Origin of the sequence: Acinetobacter pragensis, assembly GCF_001605895.1 — a bacterium.
In the GTDB taxonomy this organism is placed as follows: domain Bacteria; phylum Pseudomonadota; class Gammaproteobacteria; order Pseudomonadales; family Moraxellaceae; genus Acinetobacter; species Acinetobacter pragensis.
The window spans coordinates 50,049-71,685 of record NZ_LUAW01000018.1; the positions used below are offsets into that span (position 1 = coordinate 50,049).

General features: G+C 44.2%; 20 protein-coding genes, 1 tRNA gene, 1 other RNA gene and 2 pseudogenes. 15 read left to right on the top strand and 9 right to left on the bottom strand.

Translation table 11 applies throughout. The annotated features are described in order from the left end of the window. Positions 1–14 precede the first annotated feature (14 nt). Entirely contained in the window at positions 15–1,037 is a 1,023-nt protein-coding gene (locus AZH43_RS08105) for an outer membrane protein assembly factor BamD (RefSeq protein WP_067668531.1), read from the bottom strand. 71 nt (positions 1,038–1,108) lie between these two features. Here AZH43_RS08105 and rluD point away from each other — a divergent pair, with 71 nt between their 5' ends. From rluD to AZH43_RS08125, 4 genes are all read left to right on the top strand, one after another. After that, a complete protein-coding gene (gene rluD, locus AZH43_RS08110) occupies positions 1,109–2,161 on the top strand; it encodes a 23S rRNA pseudouridine(1911/1915/1917) synthase RluD (RefSeq protein WP_067668533.1) in 1,053 nt (350 codons plus the stop codon). 70 nt (positions 2,162–2,231) lie between these two features. Next, positions 2,232–2,972, top strand: a complete 741-nt coding sequence (gene pgeF, locus AZH43_RS08115) for a peptidoglycan editing factor PgeF (RefSeq protein WP_067668579.1) — start codon at positions 2,232–2,234, stop codon at positions 2,970–2,972. A gap of 40 nt (positions 2,973–3,012) precedes the next feature. Then, entirely contained in the window at positions 3,013–3,576 is a 564-nt protein-coding gene (locus tag AZH43_RS08120; protein WP_067668535.1) for a flavodoxin family protein, read from the top strand. Positions 3,577–3,796: 220 nt separating this feature from the next. Next, positions 3,797–5,146 (top strand): hypothetical protein, encoded by a 1,350-nt coding sequence (locus tag AZH43_RS08125; protein ID WP_067668537.1) that lies wholly within the window; start codon positions 3,797–3,799, stop codon positions 5,144–5,146. 50 nt (positions 5,147–5,196) lie between these two features. Here the strand turns inward: AZH43_RS08125 and smpB are convergent, their stop codons facing one another. Then, positions 5,197–5,673 (bottom strand): SsrA-binding protein SmpB, encoded by a 477-nt coding sequence (gene smpB / locus AZH43_RS08130; protein WP_067668541.1) that lies wholly within the window; start codon positions 5,671–5,673, stop codon positions 5,197–5,199. Positions 5,674–5,810: 137 nt separating this feature from the next. Between smpB and coaD the strand changes: the two genes are divergently transcribed. The 5 genes and pseudogenes from coaD (at position 5,811) to AZH43_RS19155 (ending at position 8,668) form a co-directional block, all read left to right on the top strand. Then, positions 5,811–6,302 (top strand): pantetheine-phosphate adenylyltransferase, encoded by a 492-nt coding sequence (gene coaD, locus AZH43_RS08135; protein WP_067668543.1) that lies wholly within the window; start codon positions 5,811–5,813, stop codon positions 6,300–6,302. 1 nt (position 6,303) lies between these two features. Continuing rightward, the gene (locus AZH43_RS08140; RefSeq protein WP_067668545.1) at positions 6,304–6,567 is read left to right on the top strand and encodes a YfhL family 4Fe-4S dicluster ferredoxin; all 264 of its coding nucleotides are present in this window, start codon (positions 6,304–6,306) and stop codon (positions 6,565–6,567) included. A gap of 26 nt (positions 6,568–6,593) precedes the next feature. Further along, positions 6,594–6,970, top strand: an RNA gene (gene rnpB, locus AZH43_RS08145) — RNase P RNA component class A. 73 nt (positions 6,971–7,043) lie between these two features. After that, positions 7,044–7,120, top strand: a tRNA-Met gene (locus AZH43_RS08150). Positions 7,121–7,241: 121 nt separating this feature from the next. Continuing rightward, positions 7,242–8,668: pseudogene (locus AZH43_RS19155) on the top strand (KAP family P-loop NTPase fold protein). Here AZH43_RS19155 and AZH43_RS08160 read toward each other — a convergent pair. The 5 genes from AZH43_RS08160 to carA form a co-directional block, all read right to left on the bottom strand. Beyond that, entirely contained in the window at positions 8,640–9,257 is a 618-nt protein-coding gene (locus AZH43_RS08160; protein ID WP_067668547.1) for a CatB-related O-acetyltransferase, read from the bottom strand. The pseudogene AZH43_RS19155 and the gene AZH43_RS08160 overlap by 29 nt on opposite strands. A gap of 57 nt (positions 9,258–9,314) precedes the next feature. Next, on the bottom strand, positions 9,315–10,187 hold the full coding sequence (locus AZH43_RS08165) for a class I SAM-dependent methyltransferase (protein WP_067668549.1): 873 nt from the start codon (positions 10,185–10,187) through the stop codon (positions 9,315–9,317). Between the two features lie 205 nt (positions 10,188–10,392). Next, a complete protein-coding gene (gene greA / locus AZH43_RS08170) occupies positions 10,393–10,869 on the bottom strand; it encodes a transcription elongation factor GreA (protein ID WP_067668550.1) in 477 nt (158 codons plus the stop codon). A gap of 96 nt (positions 10,870–10,965) precedes the next feature. Beyond that, positions 10,966–14,196, bottom strand: a complete 3,231-nt coding sequence (carB, locus tag AZH43_RS08175; protein WP_067668552.1) for a carbamoyl-phosphate synthase large subunit — start codon at positions 14,194–14,196, stop codon at positions 10,966–10,968. Between the two features lie 13 nt (positions 14,197–14,209). Continuing rightward, positions 14,210–15,349: a glutamine-hydrolyzing carbamoyl-phosphate synthase small subunit gene (gene carA, locus AZH43_RS08180; protein WP_067668555.1), complete on the bottom strand. Its 1,140-nt coding sequence runs from the start codon at positions 15,347–15,349 to the stop codon at positions 14,210–14,212. 309 nt (positions 15,350–15,658) lie between these two features. Between carA and AZH43_RS08185 the strand changes: the two genes are divergently transcribed. Then, complete coding sequence (locus AZH43_RS08185; protein ID WP_067668557.1) at positions 15,659–16,153, top strand: hypothetical protein; 495 nt, start codon at positions 15,659–15,661, stop codon at positions 16,151–16,153. A gap of 142 nt (positions 16,154–16,295) precedes the next feature. Continuing rightward, positions 16,296–16,526: a hypothetical protein gene (locus tag AZH43_RS08190; protein ID WP_131796928.1), complete on the top strand. Its 231-nt coding sequence runs from the start codon at positions 16,296–16,298 to the stop codon at positions 16,524–16,526. Positions 16,527–16,600: 74 nt separating this feature from the next. Here AZH43_RS08190 and AZH43_RS08195 read toward each other — a convergent pair whose 3' ends face one another. Further along, positions 16,601–17,140, bottom strand: a complete 540-nt coding sequence (locus AZH43_RS08195; protein ID WP_067668563.1) for a DOMON-like domain-containing protein — start codon at positions 17,138–17,140, stop codon at positions 16,601–16,603. Between the two features lie 8 nt (positions 17,141–17,148). After that, a complete protein-coding gene (yhbY, locus tag AZH43_RS08200) occupies positions 17,149–17,472 on the bottom strand; it encodes a ribosome assembly RNA-binding protein YhbY (RefSeq protein WP_067668565.1) in 324 nt (107 codons plus the stop codon). Between the two features lie 194 nt (positions 17,473–17,666). On the opposite strand from yhbY, the gene rlmE reads away from it, so the two are divergent. The 4 genes and pseudogenes from rlmE to AZH43_RS19220 form a co-directional block, all read left to right on the top strand. After that, the gene (rlmE, locus tag AZH43_RS08205) at positions 17,667–18,317 is read left to right on the top strand and encodes a 23S rRNA (uridine(2552)-2'-O)-methyltransferase RlmE (RefSeq protein WP_067668568.1); all 651 of its coding nucleotides are present in this window, start codon (positions 17,667–17,669) and stop codon (positions 18,315–18,317) included. A 136-nt stretch (positions 18,318–18,453) separates the two neighbouring features. Then, positions 18,454–20,343 carry an ATP-dependent zinc metalloprotease FtsH gene (gene ftsH, locus AZH43_RS08210; protein ID WP_067668570.1) on the top strand — a complete coding sequence of 630 codons (1,890 nt, stop codon included), beginning with the start codon at positions 18,454–18,456 and terminating at the stop codon, positions 20,341–20,343. Positions 20,344–20,551: 208 nt separating this feature from the next. Next, on the top strand, positions 20,552–21,406 hold the full coding sequence (gene folP / locus AZH43_RS08215; RefSeq protein ID WP_067668572.1) for a dihydropteroate synthase: 855 nt from the start codon (positions 20,552–20,554) through the stop codon (positions 21,404–21,406). Positions 21,407–21,514: 108 nt separating this feature from the next. Further along, positions 21,515–21,637 (top strand): annotated as a pseudogene (locus AZH43_RS19220) (DUF5713 family protein); the annotation flags it as partial.

Genomic DNA, 21,637 nt, shown 5'->3' on the forward strand with positions numbered 1-21,637 from the left:
CCTAAAAGCAGGATTTATTCGGCTGGCTGCGCTGCATCTGAGGCTTCTGCTTCTGCAGGCGGCTGAATTTCAGCAGCTTCGGCTTTCGGACGGTCCAGCAATCCAAAAGATAAGCGGTTGGTTAAGCTGCGCTTTTCTTCTGTTTCAGTATTTTTAACTTCATCCTGCTCAGAGTGGGTCTGAGCTTCTTTGCCGAATACACCTAATGTTGCACGGTTCCAGAAGCTGCCTTCACTGCGGGCCGCACGCATATTTACCGTACCGTCAGATTTAACCAATTCTGGATAGTTCATTTTCAGCACTTGGATGTATTGCTGAGACGCTGCTTTGTCGCCTAATTTGTCATAGCCGTAAGCCACGGTTGCCAAAGCTTCCGGTATTTGAGGCGTTTGCGGATAATGTTCAATTACCCACAGTGAGCGTTCAATGGCAGCCAAATACGCTTTACGCTTAATGTTGAAGCGGGCTGCGTTCATTTCGCTTTCAGCCAGTTCCTGACCAATGAACTTCATGCGCTGTGCAGCATCTACTGCATAGGTGCTGGAAGGATAGCGGCGGATAAAGTCAACAAAGTTTTGATAGGCGACTTTCAAATAGCTGACATCACGGTGCGACTGCTTTAAAGACGTATAGCGCAGCAGGCCGTCATAGTTTTGTTCCATATTGGAAACGCCGCGGACATAGTAGGCATAATCTACATTCGGATGCTGCGGATTCAGGCGGATAAAGCGTTCGGCCAGTGTGATTGCGCCTTCATAATCTTTTTGCTGGAATTTAACGTAAAGAAGCTCCAGCTGCGCCTGAGTGGCATAGCTGCCGGTCGGGTAGTAAGTTTCCAGCGCTTCCAAGTGTTTAGCCGCATCTGTATATTGATGGCGATCAAGCGCTTTTTTTGCTTTTTCTATATAAACTTGTTCGCTGGATTGCGGACCAGTATCGACCACATCTTTTTTGGGATTGCTGCTGCAGCCCGCCATTGCTGTTGCAATGCCAAGGGTTAGAGCAAGCATTGTCATTTTATAATGTGGTAGCGACATAAAAATTCCTCTGTTAATACTGGCAATGAGCTACAATTGCACTATTAAACCACTTTTGCCTGAATGATCAAATGACTCAAGCACAATCTTCTAATTCCAATATCCCTGAAACTGACTTCAATTTGCTTGAAGATTCTGAGGATGCAGATAACCATACTTCAGACTCAACTGCAACACGTTTATCGTTGCAATTTCAATTGGATGACAGCTTTTTTGGACAGCGTATAGATCAGGTCGCAGCTATTGTCTGGCCTGATTTTTCCCGTGAAAAACTGAAACAATGGATGAAAGAAGGCCATTTGTTAGTGAATGGTAACAGCGTCAAACCGAAGTATAAATCTGAGGGTGATGAACTGCTTACGCTGGAAGTTGAACTCGAAGCGCAAACTAAAAGCATGCCCGAAGATATTCCTTTAGACATTGTGTATGAAGATGATGACATTATTGTCATTAATAAAGCCGTCGGTATGGTTGTACATCCTGGAGCAGGAAATTCGTCTGGAACTTTGGTGAACGCGCTGCTGCACCATTATCCTAAATCGGTGGAGCTGACCCGTGCGGGCTTAGTGCACCGTATTGATAAAGACACATCCGGTTTATTGGTTGTTGCTAAAAATCTGGAAGCGCAGTTCTCGCTGAGCAAGCAGCTGGCCAAGAAATCGGTTTACCGAATTTATGATTTAGTGGCGTATGGCGCCATTATTGCCGGCGGCACCATTGATGAGCCGATTAAGCGCCATCCTGTGGAACGCGTTAAAATGGCGATTTTGCCGGGCGGGAAAGATGCAGTCACACATTATAATGTGAAAGAGCGTTTCCAGCATTTCACCCGCATTCAAGCGCGTTTGGAAACCGGGCGCACGCATCAGATCCGTGTGCACTTCAGCTATATTGGGCACGGCTTAATCGGTGACCCTGTATACATGAACCGTGTGCGGGTGCCAGCCGGCGCATCAGAACTTTTGGCAGATACGCTGCGCGGCTTTAAGCGTCAGGCGCTGCATGCAGCTAAATTAGGTTTGGTGCATCCGCGGACAGGTGAAGAAATGATGTTTGAAGCGCCTTGGCCTGAAGATTTCACCCATTTGGTTGAGGTTTTACGCAGCGAAAACAAGGCGTATTGATCGGAGTTGGATGCTGGCTGAGGTCAGCATTCAGCCGGCCGCTATAGATTACCGACAAAAGGAATGGGACATGCAATTTGTTCAAGGTTTGCCTAAAGGCGTATTTGCTGGCCAGACCCGAGTGCATCATGAAAAGGCGCTGCCGGCATCAACACCCGAATTGGCAGGCTTTAATCTGGCCTTGCATGTTCAGGACGATCCTCAGCGGGTTCAGCAGCACCGTATGGCGTTGCTGGACGAGTTTTCTGTTCATGCTGTGAAAAAGATTACGTGGATGACTCAAACGCACAGCACCATCTGCCGTACGGTCAATGCTGAAATGCCTTTTGATGCGCCAGAAGGAGACGGTTTGGTGACTCAAACTGCTGGCCATGCCTTGATGATGATGACGGCAGATTGCTTGCCTGTGGTCTTAGGCAATGCTGACGGTACAGAAGTCGCCAATTTGCATGCAGGCTGGCGCGGCTTGGCTGGCGGCATTATTGAAAACACCATTGAAACAATGCAAAGCCAGCCTTCATGGGCGTGGCTGGGCGCTGCGATTTGTCAGGACAATTTCGAGATTGGCGAAGAAGTGAAATTAGCGTTTTGCGCTAAATATCCTGAATTGGACTGCGCTTTTAAAGCTGGCATGCAAGACGGAAAATTTTATGCTGACTTGTATGCCATAGCCCGCTATATTTTGGCGCTGCACGGTGTTCAAACCGTTTTAGGCGGCGATCAGTGTTCGTTTGAACAGCCAGATGATTATTTTTCTTACCGCAGAAAATCCAACACAGGCCGTATGGCGACATTCGTGTTCATGGCATGAAACTGTTAAACTTGATTGAATCTGTAGACTTTTAATTATTATGTCTTTACCCGCGCCTTTATCCATGAAATCTATTGCTATTGTTTATCATAGCCCTTATGGGCATACCGCCAAAGTTGCTTCATTTATTGCGAACGGCGCCGAAAAAACGGGCGCTGCTGTGCATGTCATGAATGTTGAACAGATAGACTGGGACATTTTAGACCAAGCCGATGCCCTTGTATTTGGCTGTCCAACTTATATGGGCAGTATTACTTCGGCTTTAAAGCTGTTTATGGAGCAGTCTTCCAAGCGTTGGCTGGCGCGGGCTTGGCAAGGCAAGCTGGCCGCGGGTTTTACCAATGGCGGCGGCTTAAGCGGCGATAAATTGGCAGTGTTGCAGCAAATTAATTTGTTTGCCATGCAGCATGGCATGCTGTGGTCTGGCTTGCCGATGATGCCATCCGGACGCGGCAGTGATGATTTAAACCGGATGTCCAGTTTTTTGGGTTTAATGACGCAATCGGACAATGCGCCGGCAGAAGTGACACCGCCAAAAGGCGATTTGGATACAGCCATCTGGTTTGGTGAATATTTAGGATTTCTCTTGAATAAGTTTAAATAATTCATTTTTAGAATCATGTAAATATTCGTTTATAACATGATGAAAAGCCAAAAGAACTTAACCGGTCTTTTGGCTTTTTCTTTTCCGTGATTGGCATTTTTCATCAGTATTCTGGCAACTCTGTCACAAAAAGATATTTTAGTTGGGGTCATAAGTTGATTTAATCTTGTTATAAAAAAATGCCATGAACGGCACAAAAAATGAAAAGGAATAAATCAGAATGAGAAGTGCCATTGCAGTATTTGGAATATCAATCATTTATTCTTCAGGGTGTTTGGCTTCGGACGGCTTAACACAAATGGATGATAGTGAGCTGTCTAGCATTAATGGACAGGCATTGATGAATCTAAGCTATACAGACCCATCTCAAAGCAATGCGCAAATGAAAACGCAGAATATCGGCTTCTATAAACTGGGTTTAGATGCAATTATGGAGCTGAATGCAAATGTGAAAAACTTGCAGTTGGGTTGCGGCGGTGACAATGGGGCAGGCGCATGTGATATTGATATTTCAAATTTAGCGCTGAGCGGAAAAGCCAATGGCGTGGATGCGCAAGGCAATCCGACCTTTAATGGTGAACGGGCATCGACCAGTGCTGAATTTAAAAATCCATTTATTGAATTTGCAGTTAAAAATCCAAATCAGGCCTCCACTCGTGAAGTTAAGGGATTTCGGCTCAGTGCAGAATCCATTACCGGATTGCTTACGGCGGGGACAGCGAATGCCAAGTCACCCATAGATGGCATTAAATCACTCAGCGGTTATATGAAAATTGCACAAACAACGGGAATGGCAAAAACTCAAGCGGCTATATTCGGCAATGATGCCAATGAAACTTTAACGGGCAAGCTGACCATCAATACGATATGGAATAATGACCGGACCTTTGTCAGCCAGCCGGGCAGCAGCGCAGGTTTAACTATTCCGGCAATGAATGTGCCGTTTAATGTGCCTGAAATTACGGTGAATGGAAAACGCCAAACTCAGGCAGTGGCAAAAAATATTTCAGCTTCTGTGCCCAGTATTCAGCTGGATCGGGAGAGCGGCAGCCTGCAGGTTAAGCTCAATCAAAATGTATTATGGGTGCAAGGCGCGCAATTCTTTATGGACAGCGGTTCATCCATTGATGGCTTGAAAATGGATATTACCTTTGAACAGGCGCTGAACATGATTCATAACATCCCGTTAAACGGCACAGCAGGCTATCTGTCGCTGCAGTCGCAGGATATCAGCTGGCCCGGTGCAAATGCGGATGATGTGGCGCAGAAGGGCTGGTGGATGTCGTTTAAAGATCCGATTGATATTGGGAAATTGAACCCGACAGAGACGGTTGATATTTCAGGGGTGCTGCCGCAGGTGGCGCAAAAAGTCTCTGAAATTTTAAACCGTGATCCGATTTATATTCCTTTAGGATCCTCAATTGGCGCAGCTTTTGGCTTGCCTATCTATAAAAATGTCGGCTCTTTAGATTTGTCCAATTCAGGCGCGGCGGCTTTAACATTGCGCAATCAAATATTGGGCAATCAAGAAGTGAAGTCAAACTGCTTTGGCGGTTTAAAGTTTTGCTGACCGCCAATTAAAAAAACCTCCAAACAGGAGGTTTTTTTAATTGAAGCCAATCATTTATGAAAAATTCGAGCTTTATCGCGCTGCCAGTCACGGTCTTTTTCAGTGGCGCGCTTGTCATGCAATTGCTTGCCTTTAACCAATGCAATTTCCAGCTTGGCTAAACGGCCTTTCCAGTAGCACGCCAGAGGAACGCACGAATAGCCTTTTTGGTCTACCGAACCCATTAATTTTTCAAGTTCACGCTTGCTGAGCAGCAATTTACGGGTACGGCGCGCTTCGGGCACAATATGGGTAGATGCACTCAGCAAGGGCTGAATTTGGGCGCCAAATAAATAAGCTTCGCCATTCTTAAAGGTGATATAGCTTTCACTGAGAGTCATGCGGCCAGCGCGAAGCGACTTAACTTCCCAGCCTTGCAAAGAAAGTCCGGCTTCAAATTTCTCTTCAATAAAATAATCATGGCGGGCGCGTTTGTTTTGCGCGATGGTACCGCCGTTATTTTTTTTAACTACAGTTACTTTCGACATAATCTAAAAATTCCAAAGTTAGGACTATTGTACCCGAACTTGCAAATATATGAACTTTTTAAATTGATGGAGTTTCTTCACCCAAAAACAAGATTTTGCTAAAATAAAGATCTACACAACAAACTGAGTACAAATGGATGTCTCAAACTCGCGTAATTTATCCGGGCACATTTGATCCAATTACCAATGGGCATATTGATTTAGTCACGCGTGCATCACGAATGTTTGATGAAGTGGTGGTCGCAATAGCTATTGGTCACCATAAAAACCCGGTGTTTAGCTTAGAAGAGCGTGTAGAGCTGGCCAAAAACTCGCTGAGCCATTTATCTAATGTAGAATTTGTAGGTTTTGATGGTCTGCTGGTAAACTTCTTTAATGAGCAGAAAGCGACTGCTGTACTTCGCGGATTGCGCGCCGTATCAGATTTTGAATATGAGTTTCAGTTAGCCAATATGAACCGCCGGCTGGATTCAAAATTTGAAGCAGTGTTTTTGACGCCTTCAGAACAATATTCCTTTATTTCATCTACATTAGTACGTGAAATTGCACGCTTAAATGGCGACGTAACGCAGTTTGTACCACAGGCTGTCGTGGACGCGTTTAAGCGGAAACAACAACAAGGCTGGTAGAGTGTCCTTATATATCACTGATGAATGCATCAATTGCGATGTGTGTGAACCTGTATGCCCGAATGAGGCTATATACATGGGGGAGTCTATTTATGAGATTAACCCGGATTTATGTACAGAATGCGTTGGGCATCATGACAAACCGCAGTGTCAATTATTTTGCCCTGTAGACTGTATTCCGCTTGATCCAAATCATGCAGAGACGCAGGAAGAGCTGCATTTGAAGTATGAAAGACTGACTGATCAAAAAACATCAAGCAATTAGTTTGTTTCTTTGATATTATCCCGCTCGAAGTGAGCCAGACGATCGCTGCTGTGGAAATCTCCGTGATTGAAGCAGGGGAGGAAAGTCCGGGCTTCATAGGGCAGGGTGCCAGGTAACGCCTGGGCGGCGAAAGCCGACGGCAAGTGCAGCAGAGAGTAGACCGCCTCCATTATGTTTTCGAGCAATCGAATTCGGAGGTAAGGGTGAAAGGGTGCGGTAAGAGCGCACCGCGTGTCTGGCAACAGTTCACGGCAAGGTAAACCCCACCAGAAGCAAGACCAAATAGGGATCCTGAGGCACGGCCCGTGCTGGATCCGGGTAGGTCGCTTGAGCGTACGAGTGATTGTACGCCTAGAGGAATGATCGTTCACGACAGAACCCGGCTTATCGGCTCACTTCACCAAATTTTGATCAATTAAGCGCATTAAGTACTTGACGTACTTTGGATAAAACCACATAATGCGCGCACAGTTTAAGGCTATGTAGCTCAGTTGGTTAGAGCACCGCACTCATAATGCGGGGGTCACAGGTTCAAGTCCCGTCATAGCCACCATTTTTATAGACCACGTTCCAAAACGTGGTCTTTTTTTGTCTGCAGTTTTTGCAGTGTCATAAGTTGATTAAAATTTTCTGTTCAGATAGTTTATATTTTACTTCTTAATAATGAATTAAAAATGCTTGAACAAAGTCAGCTCAATTGGTCTCGTACAAACTTAGATAATATTGAAACAGCATGGGATGGTGATCTTTGGGATCGTCGTCGTTTAGGTGAACAACTTTCTAACTATGTTGATCGTTTGAATTGTGGAGCTGTTCTTGCTTTGGATGCCCGTTGGGGCGAGGGTAAAACGTGGTTTGTGCGGCATTGGGCTAAGCATTTAACAGATACTGATCACAACGTGATTTATCTAGATGCTTTTGCGAATGATTATTTGGAAGATCCTTTTTTAGTTGTGACTTCAGAAATTACAAATACTTTAAGTAAAGACAAAAAGACCAAAAGTAAGGTTAAAAAACTAATAGATCTATCAGCATCTGTAGGTACAGCATTGTTGCCATCTTTACCAAAAATTGCATTAACGCTTGGACTTCATCTTGTTGGAGCTGGATTTTTAGGTGGAATCTTGCAGCAAGGTTATGAAAATGCGCAGGATGAAATAGATAAATTATCAGATGAGACGAGTGATCGAATTAAAGAAAGTATTCAAGAAAAATTGCAGGTCATGAAGCTGAAAAGAAAACTTTAGAAGAATTCAAAAAACATCTAGCTCAAACAGTTGAAAAGTTAGACAAACCACTAGTTTTTATTATTGATGAACTTGATCGTTGTCGTCCTGATTTTGCAATTCGTTTGATTGAGCGTATTAAACACTTTTTTGATATTCCTAAAATTGTTTTTGTTTTGGTGATGAATAAGCCTCAGCTTATACAGTCTGTACACACTTTATATGGCTATACTATTGAAACGAATGGCGATTACTTTGAAAAGTTTATTGATTTCACGATTAAATTCCCTCAATTGGATGCTATAAATAATTATGAAATGCTCTTAAAAGAGCAGCTTTTTAGAATGGGTGAAATTGAAAATAAAGAGCATTTTAGTACTTTTTATTTTTGGGTATTGGCATTGCAATTATATAAAAATTACAATTCGCGAGAACTTATTAGAAAAGTCAATCAATATGCCCTATTAAGAACAAATAATTTAAATAAGGATATGATTGTAATAGCAATAATATTTGATAGTGATTTCCAAGTTACAGTGCAGTATTTTAGAAGAGTTCTAAAGAGATTATTAGAATATATAAATAATGATACTCTTCAGCGGGATGATGAAAGTTATCTAGCAAGAAATTTAATAAATAGTTTAAAGCAAAAGTATGAGTTAACTAGCTTCGGACTCTTAGAACTGGCAGATCAGTTAGAAAACACTATAAAAATCTATACAACTTCTGGGCAACAACAGGAAAAGGAAGGAGTTCTCTTAAGACTATATTCAAATTATTCCGTGACTAAGTTGAGTAAATCAGACGAGTTTGTCGATAGTTGGAAAAATTATATTGAATCTGGTTTTATTTCAGAAACTCAAGCAGAGAGTTAACATTATTCGTTTGCAACTGCTCCCGTATCTTTAAAAACTGCTTCTCATCCATCTCATAAAGTTTGAGGGAAAGCAGTTTTTCTATATCTGTTTCAGCAAAACGGTATTTAATAATTTTTGCAGGTACGCCGCCAACGACGGCATAAGGGGGCACATCTTTCGTTACCACTGCACCTGTAGCGACTACAGCGCCTTCACCGAGTGTTACGCCTTGCATAATCATAGCGCGTGAACCAATCCAGCAGCCATCGCCAATCATGGTGTCACCCGCAGTCATAAAACTGCGTGTATCGAACGGAAAGGCGGAAATCCAGTCTGTACGGTGCAATTGATTGCCGCCCATCATAATCACGCATTCTGCGCCAAAACAGACGAAATTGCCGATATGCAGCTGATCAATCGGTTTCTCTAAAGTTGCAGGCTTATCATGCAAATAGCGCACCACACAACGCTCAAAACCTTGATCCCAATAGGCCGAGTAATATGAATAATTCCCTTTAATGTGAATATTCGGGTTCTTCACTGTTTTGGAAATGAACTCAAACTCACACCAGTGGTTCACAGGAGAATTAATCAATTTTTCGGTCATACAATTTAAAATAATGGGTAAGCAGAAAAGCTATTTTAGCTGACTGGCTGCAAATGTCTAAGCAATCTTCAGATGTAGCAAATGCGTCGCCTGCGTATGGCGGATGCCATCAGCACGCTGACAGAAGTACCGCGCTGTAATCTCATTGCCAGACAAATCATCCAATATCCTATAACCCATGTACTGAACAGATTGATGCAATTGCTCTGCGCAGAAGGCGCCAATAATTGGCTCACTTAAAATATGGGTAAATTTAGAAACGGTCAATGCGCCAATGCGTTCAATTCCAGATAAATTTTTATAATGAATAGAATAGTCCAAGACCAATTCACTATTTGCCGCGGCAAATGAGGAGATATCCTGCAAGGTCGCTAAAGTAGTTTCTGGGCTTAAATAATGCGTGGTGCCTAGCCAAGAAAAGAAACTGGCTTGATCGGCATCAAAGCCGCTGCGCTGCAATGCATCGGAAAGCTTTTCATGTTCAAAATTGATGGGTGCAAATTCGACATTATTTGGAATGCTGCCCAGAAGATTGAGGGTTTTTATTTTTGAATTTTGGGTATCGGGATGATCGAATTCATAGATTTTTAATTCAGGATAGCGAGCGGCTGCACGTAAAATAAAAGAATCCAGCCCTGCACCGATCAATACATATTGCCGTATGCCGCCTTCAATCGCTTGAAATAACCGCTCTTCTGCATAGCGGGAGCGCGCCACAACCTGTGCAGTCAGCAGACCGAATGTGCGGTTGCAAAAACTGGAGTTTAAAGCCTTATTCAATAATGGATGTGAAAGCAGTGAACGCCAAGCAGTACTGGTCATCTGTAGTGCATACGGATCGGAAAAGACCGGATGCTTGGCATAAAGATAGTGATTGGCGCGAATGGCCGCTGCCGCCTCAGCCGTTTTGCTGGCACGTCCAGATTTCATGGTTCAGCCTATTTTTGATTTTTATTGATAAGCACTCTAATGTAATCGGATAAATCCGCAATGATGATTTGTATCGTTCGGCGCTGTCACTTCACGCCAATTCAGATCGAAAAAATTTAAACTATGGGTGGTTTAATTTTTTTATAATTTTATTGCCAATAAAAAACCCCTCAAGAGAGGGGCTGCAGTATTGAATCCTTAAAGCTTAAAGATATTCAACCTTTACAATTTCGTATTCCACTTCGCCTTGAGGAGTCACGATTTTGGCATCGTCACCTTCATTTTTGCCCAAAAGGCCGCGCGCGATAGGTGAATTTACCGAGATTTTATTGATTTTGAAGTCTGCTTCATCATCGCCAACAATCTTGTAAGTCTTTTGCTCTTCGGTGTCTAGGTTTTCAATCGTCACAGTCACGCCAAAAACGACACGGCCATTTTTCTCGAGAGTTTTGACATCAATTTCCTGAACTGCACCCAGTTTGCCTTCGATGTCTTGAATACGGCCTTCACAGAAACCTTGCTGTTCGCGGGCAGCATGGTATTCCGCATTTTCTTTCAAATCCCCATGTTCACGCGCTTCTGCAATTGCAGCAATAATACGTGGACGATCAATACTTTTTAATTGATGTAATTCTTTCTCTAAGGCTAGTTTGCCTTCAGGAGTCATAGGATAACGTTGCATTGTTGTCCCTCATAATTTGGTATTTAAAAAAATACAGGTTTATAAAATGAAAAAATCCCGCCACCGATAAAGTGACGGGACTTATCGGTAACTTAATTAACCTTTAGTAAGGTCTTGCAAGCGGTACACATCCATTGGCAATTTAATGGCTAAAGCTTGGCAAACAGCATCAGCGCCATTCAGGGTAGTGGTGTAATACACTTTGCCTTGAAGTGCTGAGCGGCGGATCGAGAATGAATCTTCTTGAGCTTGTTTGCCTTCAGTTGTATTGATAATGAGGTGAACTTCGCCATTTTTCAAGCGGTCGACGATATTAGGGCGACCTTCTGTAACTTTGTTCACACGTTCACATTCAATGCCCGCTTCTTTGATCACGTCAAAAGTACCGCCAGTCGCGATGACTTTGAAACCAAGATCAGTTAGCTGTTTCGCAATACCGACAGCGCGAGGCTTGTCAGAGTGGCGTACAGATAAGAATGCGTGTTTCACTTCGCCTTCGGTTGGAAGACCCGGCAGGCGATCATTAGAGCCTAACACAGCTTTATAGAATGCTTCACCAAATGTTTTGCCAACGCCCATTACTTCGCCTGTAGATTTCATCTCAGGGCCAAGAATCGGGTCAACGCCAGGGAATTTGTTGAATGGGAACACTGCTTCTTTTACAGAGAAGTGAGTCGGGATGATCTCTTGAGTGAATCCTTGAGATTCCAGCGATTGACCAGCCATGCAGCGCGCAGCCACTTTCGCTAAAGATTCACCGATGCATTTAGAAACGAACGGCACTGTACGCGATGCACGCGGGTTCACTTCAAGAATGTAAACATCAGTGCCTTTAACAGCAAACTGAACGTTCATCAAACCGATTACGCCAAGCTCTTTTGCCATAGCGATGGTTTGACGGCGCATTTCGTCCTGAACTTCTTTAGATAAAGAATAAGGAGGAATTGAACATGCAGAGTCACCTGAGTGAATGCCGGCTTGTTCGATGTGCTGCATGATACCGCCAATCACAACGTCTTTGCCGTCTGATACGCAGTCTACGTCCACTTCAATGGCATCATCCAGGAAGTGGTCAAGAAGGACAGGGGCATCATTCGATGCTTGAACCGCATCACGCAAGTAGCGTTTCAGTTCGTCATCGTTATACACGATTTCCATCGCGCGGCCACCCAGTACATAAGATGGGCGGACAACCAGCGGATAACCCACTTTAGACGCTTCAGCCATGCCTTCTTCAGCAGATTTTACAATGCTGTTGTTCGGCTGGCGAAGCTGCAGGCGCTGAATCATTTGCTGGAAACGTTCACGGTCTTCTGCACGGTCAATCGCGTCTGGTGATGTACCGATAATTGGCGCACCGGCTTCTTCTAAAGCGCGAGCCAATTTAAGCGGTGTTTGACCGCCGTATTGCACGATAATGCCTTTTGGCTTTTCAACACGTACGATTTCAAGCACATCTTCCAAAGTAATCGGTTCGAAGTACAGGCGGTCTGATGTGTCGTAGTCTGTTGAAACCGTTTCAGGGTTACAGTTCACCATGATGGTTTCGTAGCCGTCATCACGCATTGCAAGGGCAGCGTGCACACAGCAGTAATCGAATTCGATCCCTTGACCGATACGGTTAGGGCCGCCGCCGATCACCATGATCTTGTCGCGAGTTGACGGATTCGCTTCACATTCTTCATCGTAAGTTGAATACATGTAAGCAGTATCAGATTCGAATTCTGCTGCACAGGTATCCACACGTTTGTAAACCGGAGTTACGCCCAAGTTCCAGCGGTGCTTACGGAATTGTTTCTGTGAAATGCCCATCAAGTCCGCAATGCGAAGGTCTGATAAGCCTTTGCGTTTAAACGAGCGGATGTTGTCAGCATTCAAATCGCCAAAGCCTAAAGTTTTGATTTGCTCTTCAGTTTTGATGATGTCTTCGATTTGAATCAAGAACCAGCGGTCGATATTGGTCGCAGCAAAAACTTCGTCTAAAGTGAAACCATGACGGAAAGCATCGCCTACGTACCAAATACGCTCAGGACCCGGAACTTTAAGTTCTTGCAGGATCTTGTCTTTCGCACCATCAGTACCGACTTCGATTTTTTCATCAAAACCGCAAGCGCCGACTTCAAGGCCGCGAAGCGCTTTTTGCACTGACTCTTGGAAGTTGCGGCCAATTGCCATTACTTCACCGACAGATTTCATCTGCGTCGTCAAAGTTGCGTCAGCTTTCGGGAATTTTTCGAAGTTGAAACGAGGAATCTTGGTAACAACGTAGTCAATTGCAGGTTCGAATGATGCAGGCGTTGTACCGCCAGTGATGTCGTTTTTCAACTCATCAAGGGTGTAGCCTACAGCCAATTTCGCCGCAATTTTCGCAATTGGGAAACCAGTCGCTTTAGATGCAAGCGCAGATGAGCGTGAAACACGCGGGTTCATCTCGATCACAACCATACGGCCGTCTTTCGGGTTAATACCGAACTGAACGTTCGAACCGCCTGTTTCTACACCAATTTCACGAAGCACTGCTAAAGATGCGTTACGAAGCAATTGGAATTCTTTGTCAGTCAGTGTCTGCGCAGGAGCGACCGTGATTGAGTCACCGGTATGCACGCCCATTGGGTCAAAGTTTTCAATGGTACATACAATAATGCAGTTGTCGTTTTTGTCACGGACAACTTCCATTTCGTACTCTTTCCAGCCAATTAAAGATTCATCGATCAATAATTGCTTAGTCGGAGAGAGGTCGAAACCTCGTTCACAGATTTCAATGAATTCTTCACGGTTGTATGCGATACCGCCGCCTGAACCGCCCATCGTAAATGAAGGGCGGATAATGACAGGGAAGCCGAAACGGGCTTGGATTTCAAGCGCGTGTTCCATGCTTTCTGCAACGTCAGCGCGCGGGCATTCCAATCCGATTTTACGCATTGCGATATCGAAAAGTTTACGGTCTTCGGCTTTTTCAATCGCTTCTTTTGTCGCGCCGATCAGTTCAACATTGTATTTTTTTAAAATGCCGTTTGCATCCAGTGCAAGCGCGCAGTTCAATGCAGTTTGACCGCCCATTGTCGGAAGAACTGCGTCTGGGCGTTCTTTCTCAATGATGGCTGCAACAGTTTGCCACGTAATCGGTTCGATATACGTTGCATCCGCCATTGCAGGGTCAGTCATAATGGTCGCTGGGTTAGAGTTGACCAAAATAACACGGTAGCCTTCTTCACGAAGGGCTTTGCATGCTTGAGCGCCTGAATAGTCAAACTCGCATGCCTGCCCGATCACAATCGGACCCGCACCAATAATTAAGATGCTTTTAATGTCTGTACGTTTAGCCATGATGCTTCCTTAATTACTTCTTAGATGCTTCGATAAGTTCGATGAAATGATCGAACAGCGGTGCGCAGTCATGCGGACCAGGGCTTGCTTCAGGATGTCCTTGGAAGCTGAATGCAGGTTTGTCTGTACGGTGCATACCTTGCAAGGTTTGATCGAACAGAGATTTGTGCGTTGCTTTCAAGTTTGCTGGAAGCGTATCAGTATCAACTGCAAAGCCGTGGTTCTGAGAAGTAATCATCACAGTACCATCTTCAAGATTCTGTACAGGATGGTTAGCGCCGTGGTGGCCGTGAGGCATTTTCACAGTTTTTGCGCCTGAAGCCAGTGCAAGAATTTGATGACCTAAGCAAATGCCGAATACTGGAATGTCAGTAGTTTCAACAATTGTTTTTACAGCTTCAATGGCATAGTCGCATGCTGCTGGATCGCCGGGACCGTTTGAAAGGAACACGCCGTCCGGATTCAAGGCAAGGACTTTTTCTGCTGAAGTCTGCGCAGGCACAACGGTCAGTTTACAGCCGCGGTCTGCGAGCATACGTAAGATGTTGGTTTTGACACCGTAATCGTATGCAACAACATGGAATTTAAGTTCTGGTTGAGCAAAGCCTTTACCAAGAGCCCAAGAGCCTTCTGTCCATTCGAAACCTTCTGGGTCGCAGCATTCTTTCGCCAGGTCTAAACCATTAAGACCGCCAAAAGCGCGCGCTTTAGCCAAAGCTTCTTCTTCTGTAGCGTTTTCGCCAGCAAGAATGCAGCCGTTTTGTGCGCCTTTAGCCCGCAGAATACGCGTTAATTTACGTGTATCGATGTCTGCGATAGCAACAACATTGTGCTGTTTAAGGTAATCGCCAAGTGATTGCGTTGAACGGAAGTTGCTATGCAATAAAGGCAGGTCACGAATGATCAATCCGTTGGCCCAGACTTTATGAATTCGACCTGACTCAGCGTCTTCATCATTGCAGCCCGTATTGCCAATATGCGGGTATGTTAGTGTTACAAGCTGCTGTGCATAACTCGGGTCAGTCAAAATTTCTTGATAGCCAGTCATGGCAGTGTTGAAAACGACTTCACCAGTCGTACTACCCGATGCGCCAATTGAAGTACCTTTAAAAATAGTACCATCGGCTAGGGCTAAAATTGCTGGGGTGCTCAAACCAAAGCTCCTGAAATTTAGGCTGTAAAAAAGCGAGTAGACGAAAAAAAAGGAAGGCCACTTTAAAACCTTTCCTCCCTATGTCTGCTCGCTTGAACTTAACACGGCATTATACGCAGCAAGGCCTTTAAAGTCCATCGCATTTATCATCAATATGTAAGATAAAAGGCTTGCTTTTTGACTGATCGTGTATTTTTCTTTCTTCGTTAAAAAATGTAAGCATTTAATTATTGTCTGACAAATCATAAATTAAAATTTATCAAATCCATTTAAGCTGTAAAACTCATGAATAACTATAGGTATAAGATCATGGCGGCAACTCATAAACAGGCAGAAACGGCAAAAACCTTAAAAACCATCGCGGCTGATGGTGCGGAACAGCTGGAGCAGGCGGCGAAAGAAGCGACAGATCAGGTTGCTGAAGCGGTCACTGAAAGCAAAGATAAAATTCAAGCTGAAGCGAAGCAGTTAAATGCGAGTGTGCAGGAGCAGCTGCGTCAGTTAAAGCAGGATGTGCTGCAAAAAATTGATCTGCTTAAAGCGCAGTTCGGTTCTTCTCAAAAAGATTTATCTGAGCTGAAAGAGTTTGTTAAAACCGAATTTAATGAGGTGATAGATGACATCGCTAAATTGGGTAAAGAGCTGAAAGAAGATGTCAGTCAGATTTCAGCTAAGCATAAAGATCAGCTGGCGGAGACCTATAAGCGTTCTAAGGAACATACTTTGGATGCTTGGAAGAAAGTTGCGGCGCTGAAACCAGAGGCGGAGAAAACAGATGAAACTACAGATGTTTTAAAAAGCTGAAACAGGTTTAAGTACCTTTCGTAATAAAAAAGAGCAGTACAGGGATGTACTGTTCTCTTTGTTTTTATGTAAAAAATATAGACAATAAAAACCTTGAGGAAATGGCATAGCTAATCTGATTTGGGCATGCATGTTGCGGAGCTTGACTTTACTGTTGCTGATGAAATCGTTGCCGTTGAAAATTATCTTTATAGGATATGCTTTAAGCTGCTTGATTGGAATGGGTGTTCATTTTGGGCTGGCGGCAATAGCATTTGGATGTTTAGTAATTACAAGTTATTTGGCGGTAGGCATTCAGTACAGGCGTGAAGTAAAAAAATGCAATAAAAATACCGTGATTGAAGCTGCTAAAATGATGGAAATTTATAAATGATGCTTGAACATGCAGAAATCCAGCAATAAAAAAGCAAAAGGAAAACCTTTTGCTTTTTTATTGCTGGATCAATTTTAAAATTGATGCAGCCAGTCACGCTTGTTATGAAAATCTGCATTTGGACTGCTATGCTGCATAGCATAGAAGTGATCGCCTTGCGATGTTTTCAGCACTGCACTCAATCCGAGATAAATATCAGACCATTTCAGCTTATGCCGCAGCATGAACTCGGTCAGGTCAATACTGATATTCATGCCATAATGTGTGCGTTTCAGCTGATTCAGCTCAATATCATCAGCTGCTTGCGGAGGCATATCTTCTGGATAGCGGTATTCTTCAAACTGATAAGCTTGCCATGCCTGCGAAGGGGAGAGGTTGATTTCGCGGTAAAAGTCTTCACCGTGCACACCAATGAAAATTTCAAAACAGGTTTGTTCCCACAAAAAATCTTGACGCGGGTGAGCATTAACGATGTCAGGCCATTGCATATACTGGTTCGGGTCACGCAGCCAATAGCCCACATTGACTGTATATGGGCTTTGCTGTTCTATTGCGCCGACGAGTGAAATTGCTTCAAAACGGCGGTCAAATGCATTTAGGTCATAACTTGCCATGTTAGTGATTAGTTAGACAAATGCGCATGGCGAACCAGGTTCGACAATTTGGCATTTTGCTTTGGCGCTTTTTTATAAAGCAGCGCAATTTTACCAATCGTTTGTACAACTTCTGAACCGGTCGCCGCTGCGATATCCGCAATCAATGCGCCGCGCGCTTCACGGTCTTCAGCAACCACTTTAACTTTAATCAGTTCATGGTCATTCAGCGCACGGGCTAATTCTTCAATTACATTTTCAGTTAAGCCTTTGTCACCCACCATAACTACTGGGTTTAAAGCATGTCCGATTTGACGTAAACGCTTACGTTCTTGAATAGATAAAGCCGCCATAAATGTAACCTAAATATAAAAACGGCCCAGTATAGCAAAAGCAAAGATCAAACGCTTTAAATTCTCTGAAAATATCGATGCGCAATATTGAAAAAAACTGGCACGAAACCGCGATTTAGATACACATGTATACTGCAAATGAGGTGTTTTTCACGTACAATCAAAGATTAGAAGTTTATTTTATTTAGAGAGTTATGGCGACGCGCATTACCAATCAAAAATTATCCAAGAGCAGCCGAGACTGGATGCGTGAACATTTAGATGATCCTTTTGTCAAAAAAGCGCAAAAGGAAGGTTATCGCGCGCGCGCCGCATACAAACTGCTTGAGATTCAAGAAAAATACAAGCTCATTAAGCCCGGCATGATTGTGGTGGATTTAGGCGCGGCGCCCGGCAGCTGGTCGCAGATTGCCGGTAAGCTGGTGGGCGATAAGGGCTTGGTGGTTGCATCCGATATTTTGGAAATGGATGCATTGCCCGACGTGACCTTTCTTCAAGGTGACTTCCGCGAAGAAGAAGTATTCGAAAAATTGTTAAATATTTTAAATGGGCGCATGGTAGACGTTGTAATTTCGGATATGGCCCCCAATACATCAGGTAATAAGGCAGTCGATCAGCCGCGGCAAATTTATTTGTGCGAGCTTGCGCTGGATTTTGCGACCAAAGTGCTTGGCCCAAAAGGTCAGTTTGTCGTGAAAGTTTTCCAAGGAACAGGTTTTGATGAGTTCCGCAAGCAGGTTGTTGATAATTTTGATGTATTGAAGACAGCTAAGCCCGCTGCTTCACGTGCCCGATCTAAAGAGGTATTTTTAATCGGTCAAGGACGCAAGAAGGGTTTCAAGTAAAGTTTACTTGCCAACACGTTAAAAATTGTGCATTTTGTACCTTTTTAGCGAATTGTAAAGCTGGTCTGCAGCGTAAATATTAGGGTCAACCCCTTGGTTGGGCATGATCAAATTAGATTGATATGGGAATAAAGCTTTGAGCGATCTTTTTAAGAATGCCGTATTGTGGCTCATTATACTGGGTGTGCTGGTGCTCATTTTCAGCAACGTCAGTGACCGCAGCCAGCCGACAGCAATGAACTATTCTGAGTTTGTCGCTGCGGTGAATGCTGGTCAAATTAAACAAGTCACAATTGATGGCGAAAGAATCCGTGGCGAGAAATCAAACGGTTCTGAATTTGAAAGTATTCGTCCAGCGGTTCAAGATCCTGAACTGATGCCGAACCTGATTAAAAACAACGTTGTTGTTGAAGGCACAGCGCCTCAGCGTCAAGGTCTGTTAATGCAGCTTCTCATTGCTAGCTTCCCAGTACTTCTAATCATTTTGCTGTTCATGTTCTTTATGCGCAACATGGGCGGTGGCGCAGGCGGTAAAAACGGCCCGATGAGCTTCGGTAAATCAAAAGCCAAAATGCTGTCTGACGACCAAATCAAAGTGACATTTACAGATGTTGCTGGCTGTGATGAAGCAAAGCAAGAAGTTGTAGAAATTGTAGATTTTCTTAAAGATCCGACTAAATTCAAACGTCTAGGCGCCATGATTCCTCGAGGCGTATTAATGGTGGGGCCGCCGGGTACAGGTAAAACTTTGCTTGCCAAAGCGATTGCCGGCGAAGCGAAAGTTCCGTTCTTCAGTATTTCAGGTTCTGATTTCGTCGAAATGTTTGTAGGTGTCGGCGCATCACGTGTACGCGACATGTTTGAACAGGCGAAGCGCCATGCACCATGTATTATCTTTATTGATGAAATTGATGCAGTTGGCCGTCACCGCGGTTCAGGTACAGGCGGCGGTCATGATGAGCGTGAGCAAACCTTGAACCAGATGCTGGTAGAAATGGACGGTTTTGAAGGCAATGAAGGCATTATTGTCATTGCTGCGACTAACCGCGCCGATGTACTGGATAAAGCCTTGCTTCGCCCAGGCCGTTTTGACCGTCAAGTGATGGTGGGGCTGCCGGATATTAAAGGCCGTGAGCAAATCTTAAATGTTCACTTGAAGAAGCTGCCTTCAACAACTGGCGTGGATGTTAAAGTGCTTGCACGCGGTACACCGGGCTTCTCTGGCGCACAGCTGGCGAACCTTGTGAATGAAGCTGCGCTATTTGCTGCGCGCCGTAACAAAAATACGGTCGATATGCATGATTTTGAAGATGCAAAAGACAAGCTGTATATGGGGCCTGAGCGTAAATCGATGGTGCTTCGTGAAGAAGAGCGCCGGGCGACGGCATACCATGAAGCAGGCCACGCGATTGTTGCTGAAATTTTACCGGGTACAGATCCTGTGCATAAAGTAACGATTATGCCACGCGGTTGGGCGTTAGGTGTGACATGGCAGCTGCCTGAATTTGATCAAACCAGCCACTACAAAGACAAAATGCTGAATGAACTTTCAATTTTGTTTGGTGGCCGTATTGCAGAAGAAGTCTTCATTAATCAAATGTCGACTGGCGCTTCAAATGACTTTGAACGTGCAACCAAAATGGCGCGTGCAATGGTGACCAAATACGGTATGTCTGACAAATTGGGCGTAATGGTCTATGAAGAGGATGCACAGCAATCTTTCATGGGAAGCATTGGCAGCCGTACAATTTCAGAGGCTACTCAGCAGCAGGTTGATGCTGAAGTGCGCCGCATCATTGATGAGCAGTACCATATTGCGCGTGATATCTTGGAAAATAATAAAGATATCGCACATGCGATGGTGAAGGCTTTGCTTGAGTGGGAAACGATTGACCGCGAGCAGATCCGTGACATTATGGAAGGCCGTGAACCGAAGCCGCCAAAAGTGTATGTTGCTGAGAATCCGGTGATTGATGTAGTGCCGACGGATGGTCCGGCTACACCGCCGCCTTTGCCAGCGAGCTGAACATTAGACTGTACTAAATGATATAAAAAAAGCCTCAAGTGATTGGGGCTTTTTTATGCTTAAAAAATTTTGCTGCATCAGATGAGCGAAAGATTAATCTTAAGTGTTCAATCATTCACGCTTAAATTGTGTCAAAGGCATTGAAAAGAATTCAGCTTGGTATGAATGAAACTTGTTAAAATGCCTGCAGAATTCTAGGAGTCTTTAAATGCAGCTGATGCCTTTGCCCCATAAAACACTGAAATGCGGAAACATAACGCTGGATCTTTCAATCCCGCATATTATGGGTATTTTAAATGTAACACCCGATTCGTTCAGTGATGGCGGAAAGCACAATGGCAAGGCGCAGGCGGTTGAACATGCAAAGCAGATGATAGCAGACGGGGCAACCGTGATTGATGTCGGCGGCGAATCAACCCGGCCAGGCGCATCTCCTGTATCTGTAGATGAAGAAATCAGACGTGTTGTGCCTGTAGTAAAGGAGCTGTCGACACTGAACGTGGTGATCTCCATTGATACTTCTCAGCCTGAAGTCATTAAAGATGCAGTGAAAGCGGGAGCGCATATTTGGAATGATGTGCGTGCGCTGACCAGGCCGCATGCATTGGAGACCGCGGCATCTTTGAATATTCCAGTGATGATTATGCATATGCGCGGTGAACCCACAACTATGAATAGTCTGGATCAGTATGACGATGTAACGGCAGATGTTATGTCCGAACTGGAGCTGCGCATCAGTGATGCCTTGGCAGCAGGTGTTCAGCCAGAAAATATAATGATTGATCCGGGATTTGGCTTTGCAAAAAATGCATCGCAAAACTTAAAGCTGCTGAATGAGCTGTATCAATTGAATGCGCTGGGCTACCCGATTTTATCTGCGTTATCGCGTAAGCGTTTTATTGGCGAGGCATTGAATGGGGCAGATGCTCAAAACCGCGCTATCGGATCGGTTGCGGCGCATATGTTCAGCATTCAGCAAGGGGCATGCATGGTGCGTGCGCATGATGTGAAGGCAATGTCTGACGCCATTCGAATGTGGCAAGCCATGCAGTCAGCGGTCTAGTATTGCAGTCATTGAACTGGAACTGATGTTTCGGTGTATTTTATTTGGTAATTTTGTATAGGTATGTTATATAAGCACGCTTAGTTTTAGTGTGCTCAGAGTGCCTGTATGTTTGCAGATTTACTTCTCCCAATGTTTGATGATGATTATTACCCTGATATTCTCGTTGCAGAAGTGAAGCAATGTGTCGAAAAATTTGCAAAAAAACTGTCAAAGCCTGAATTGTCTGAG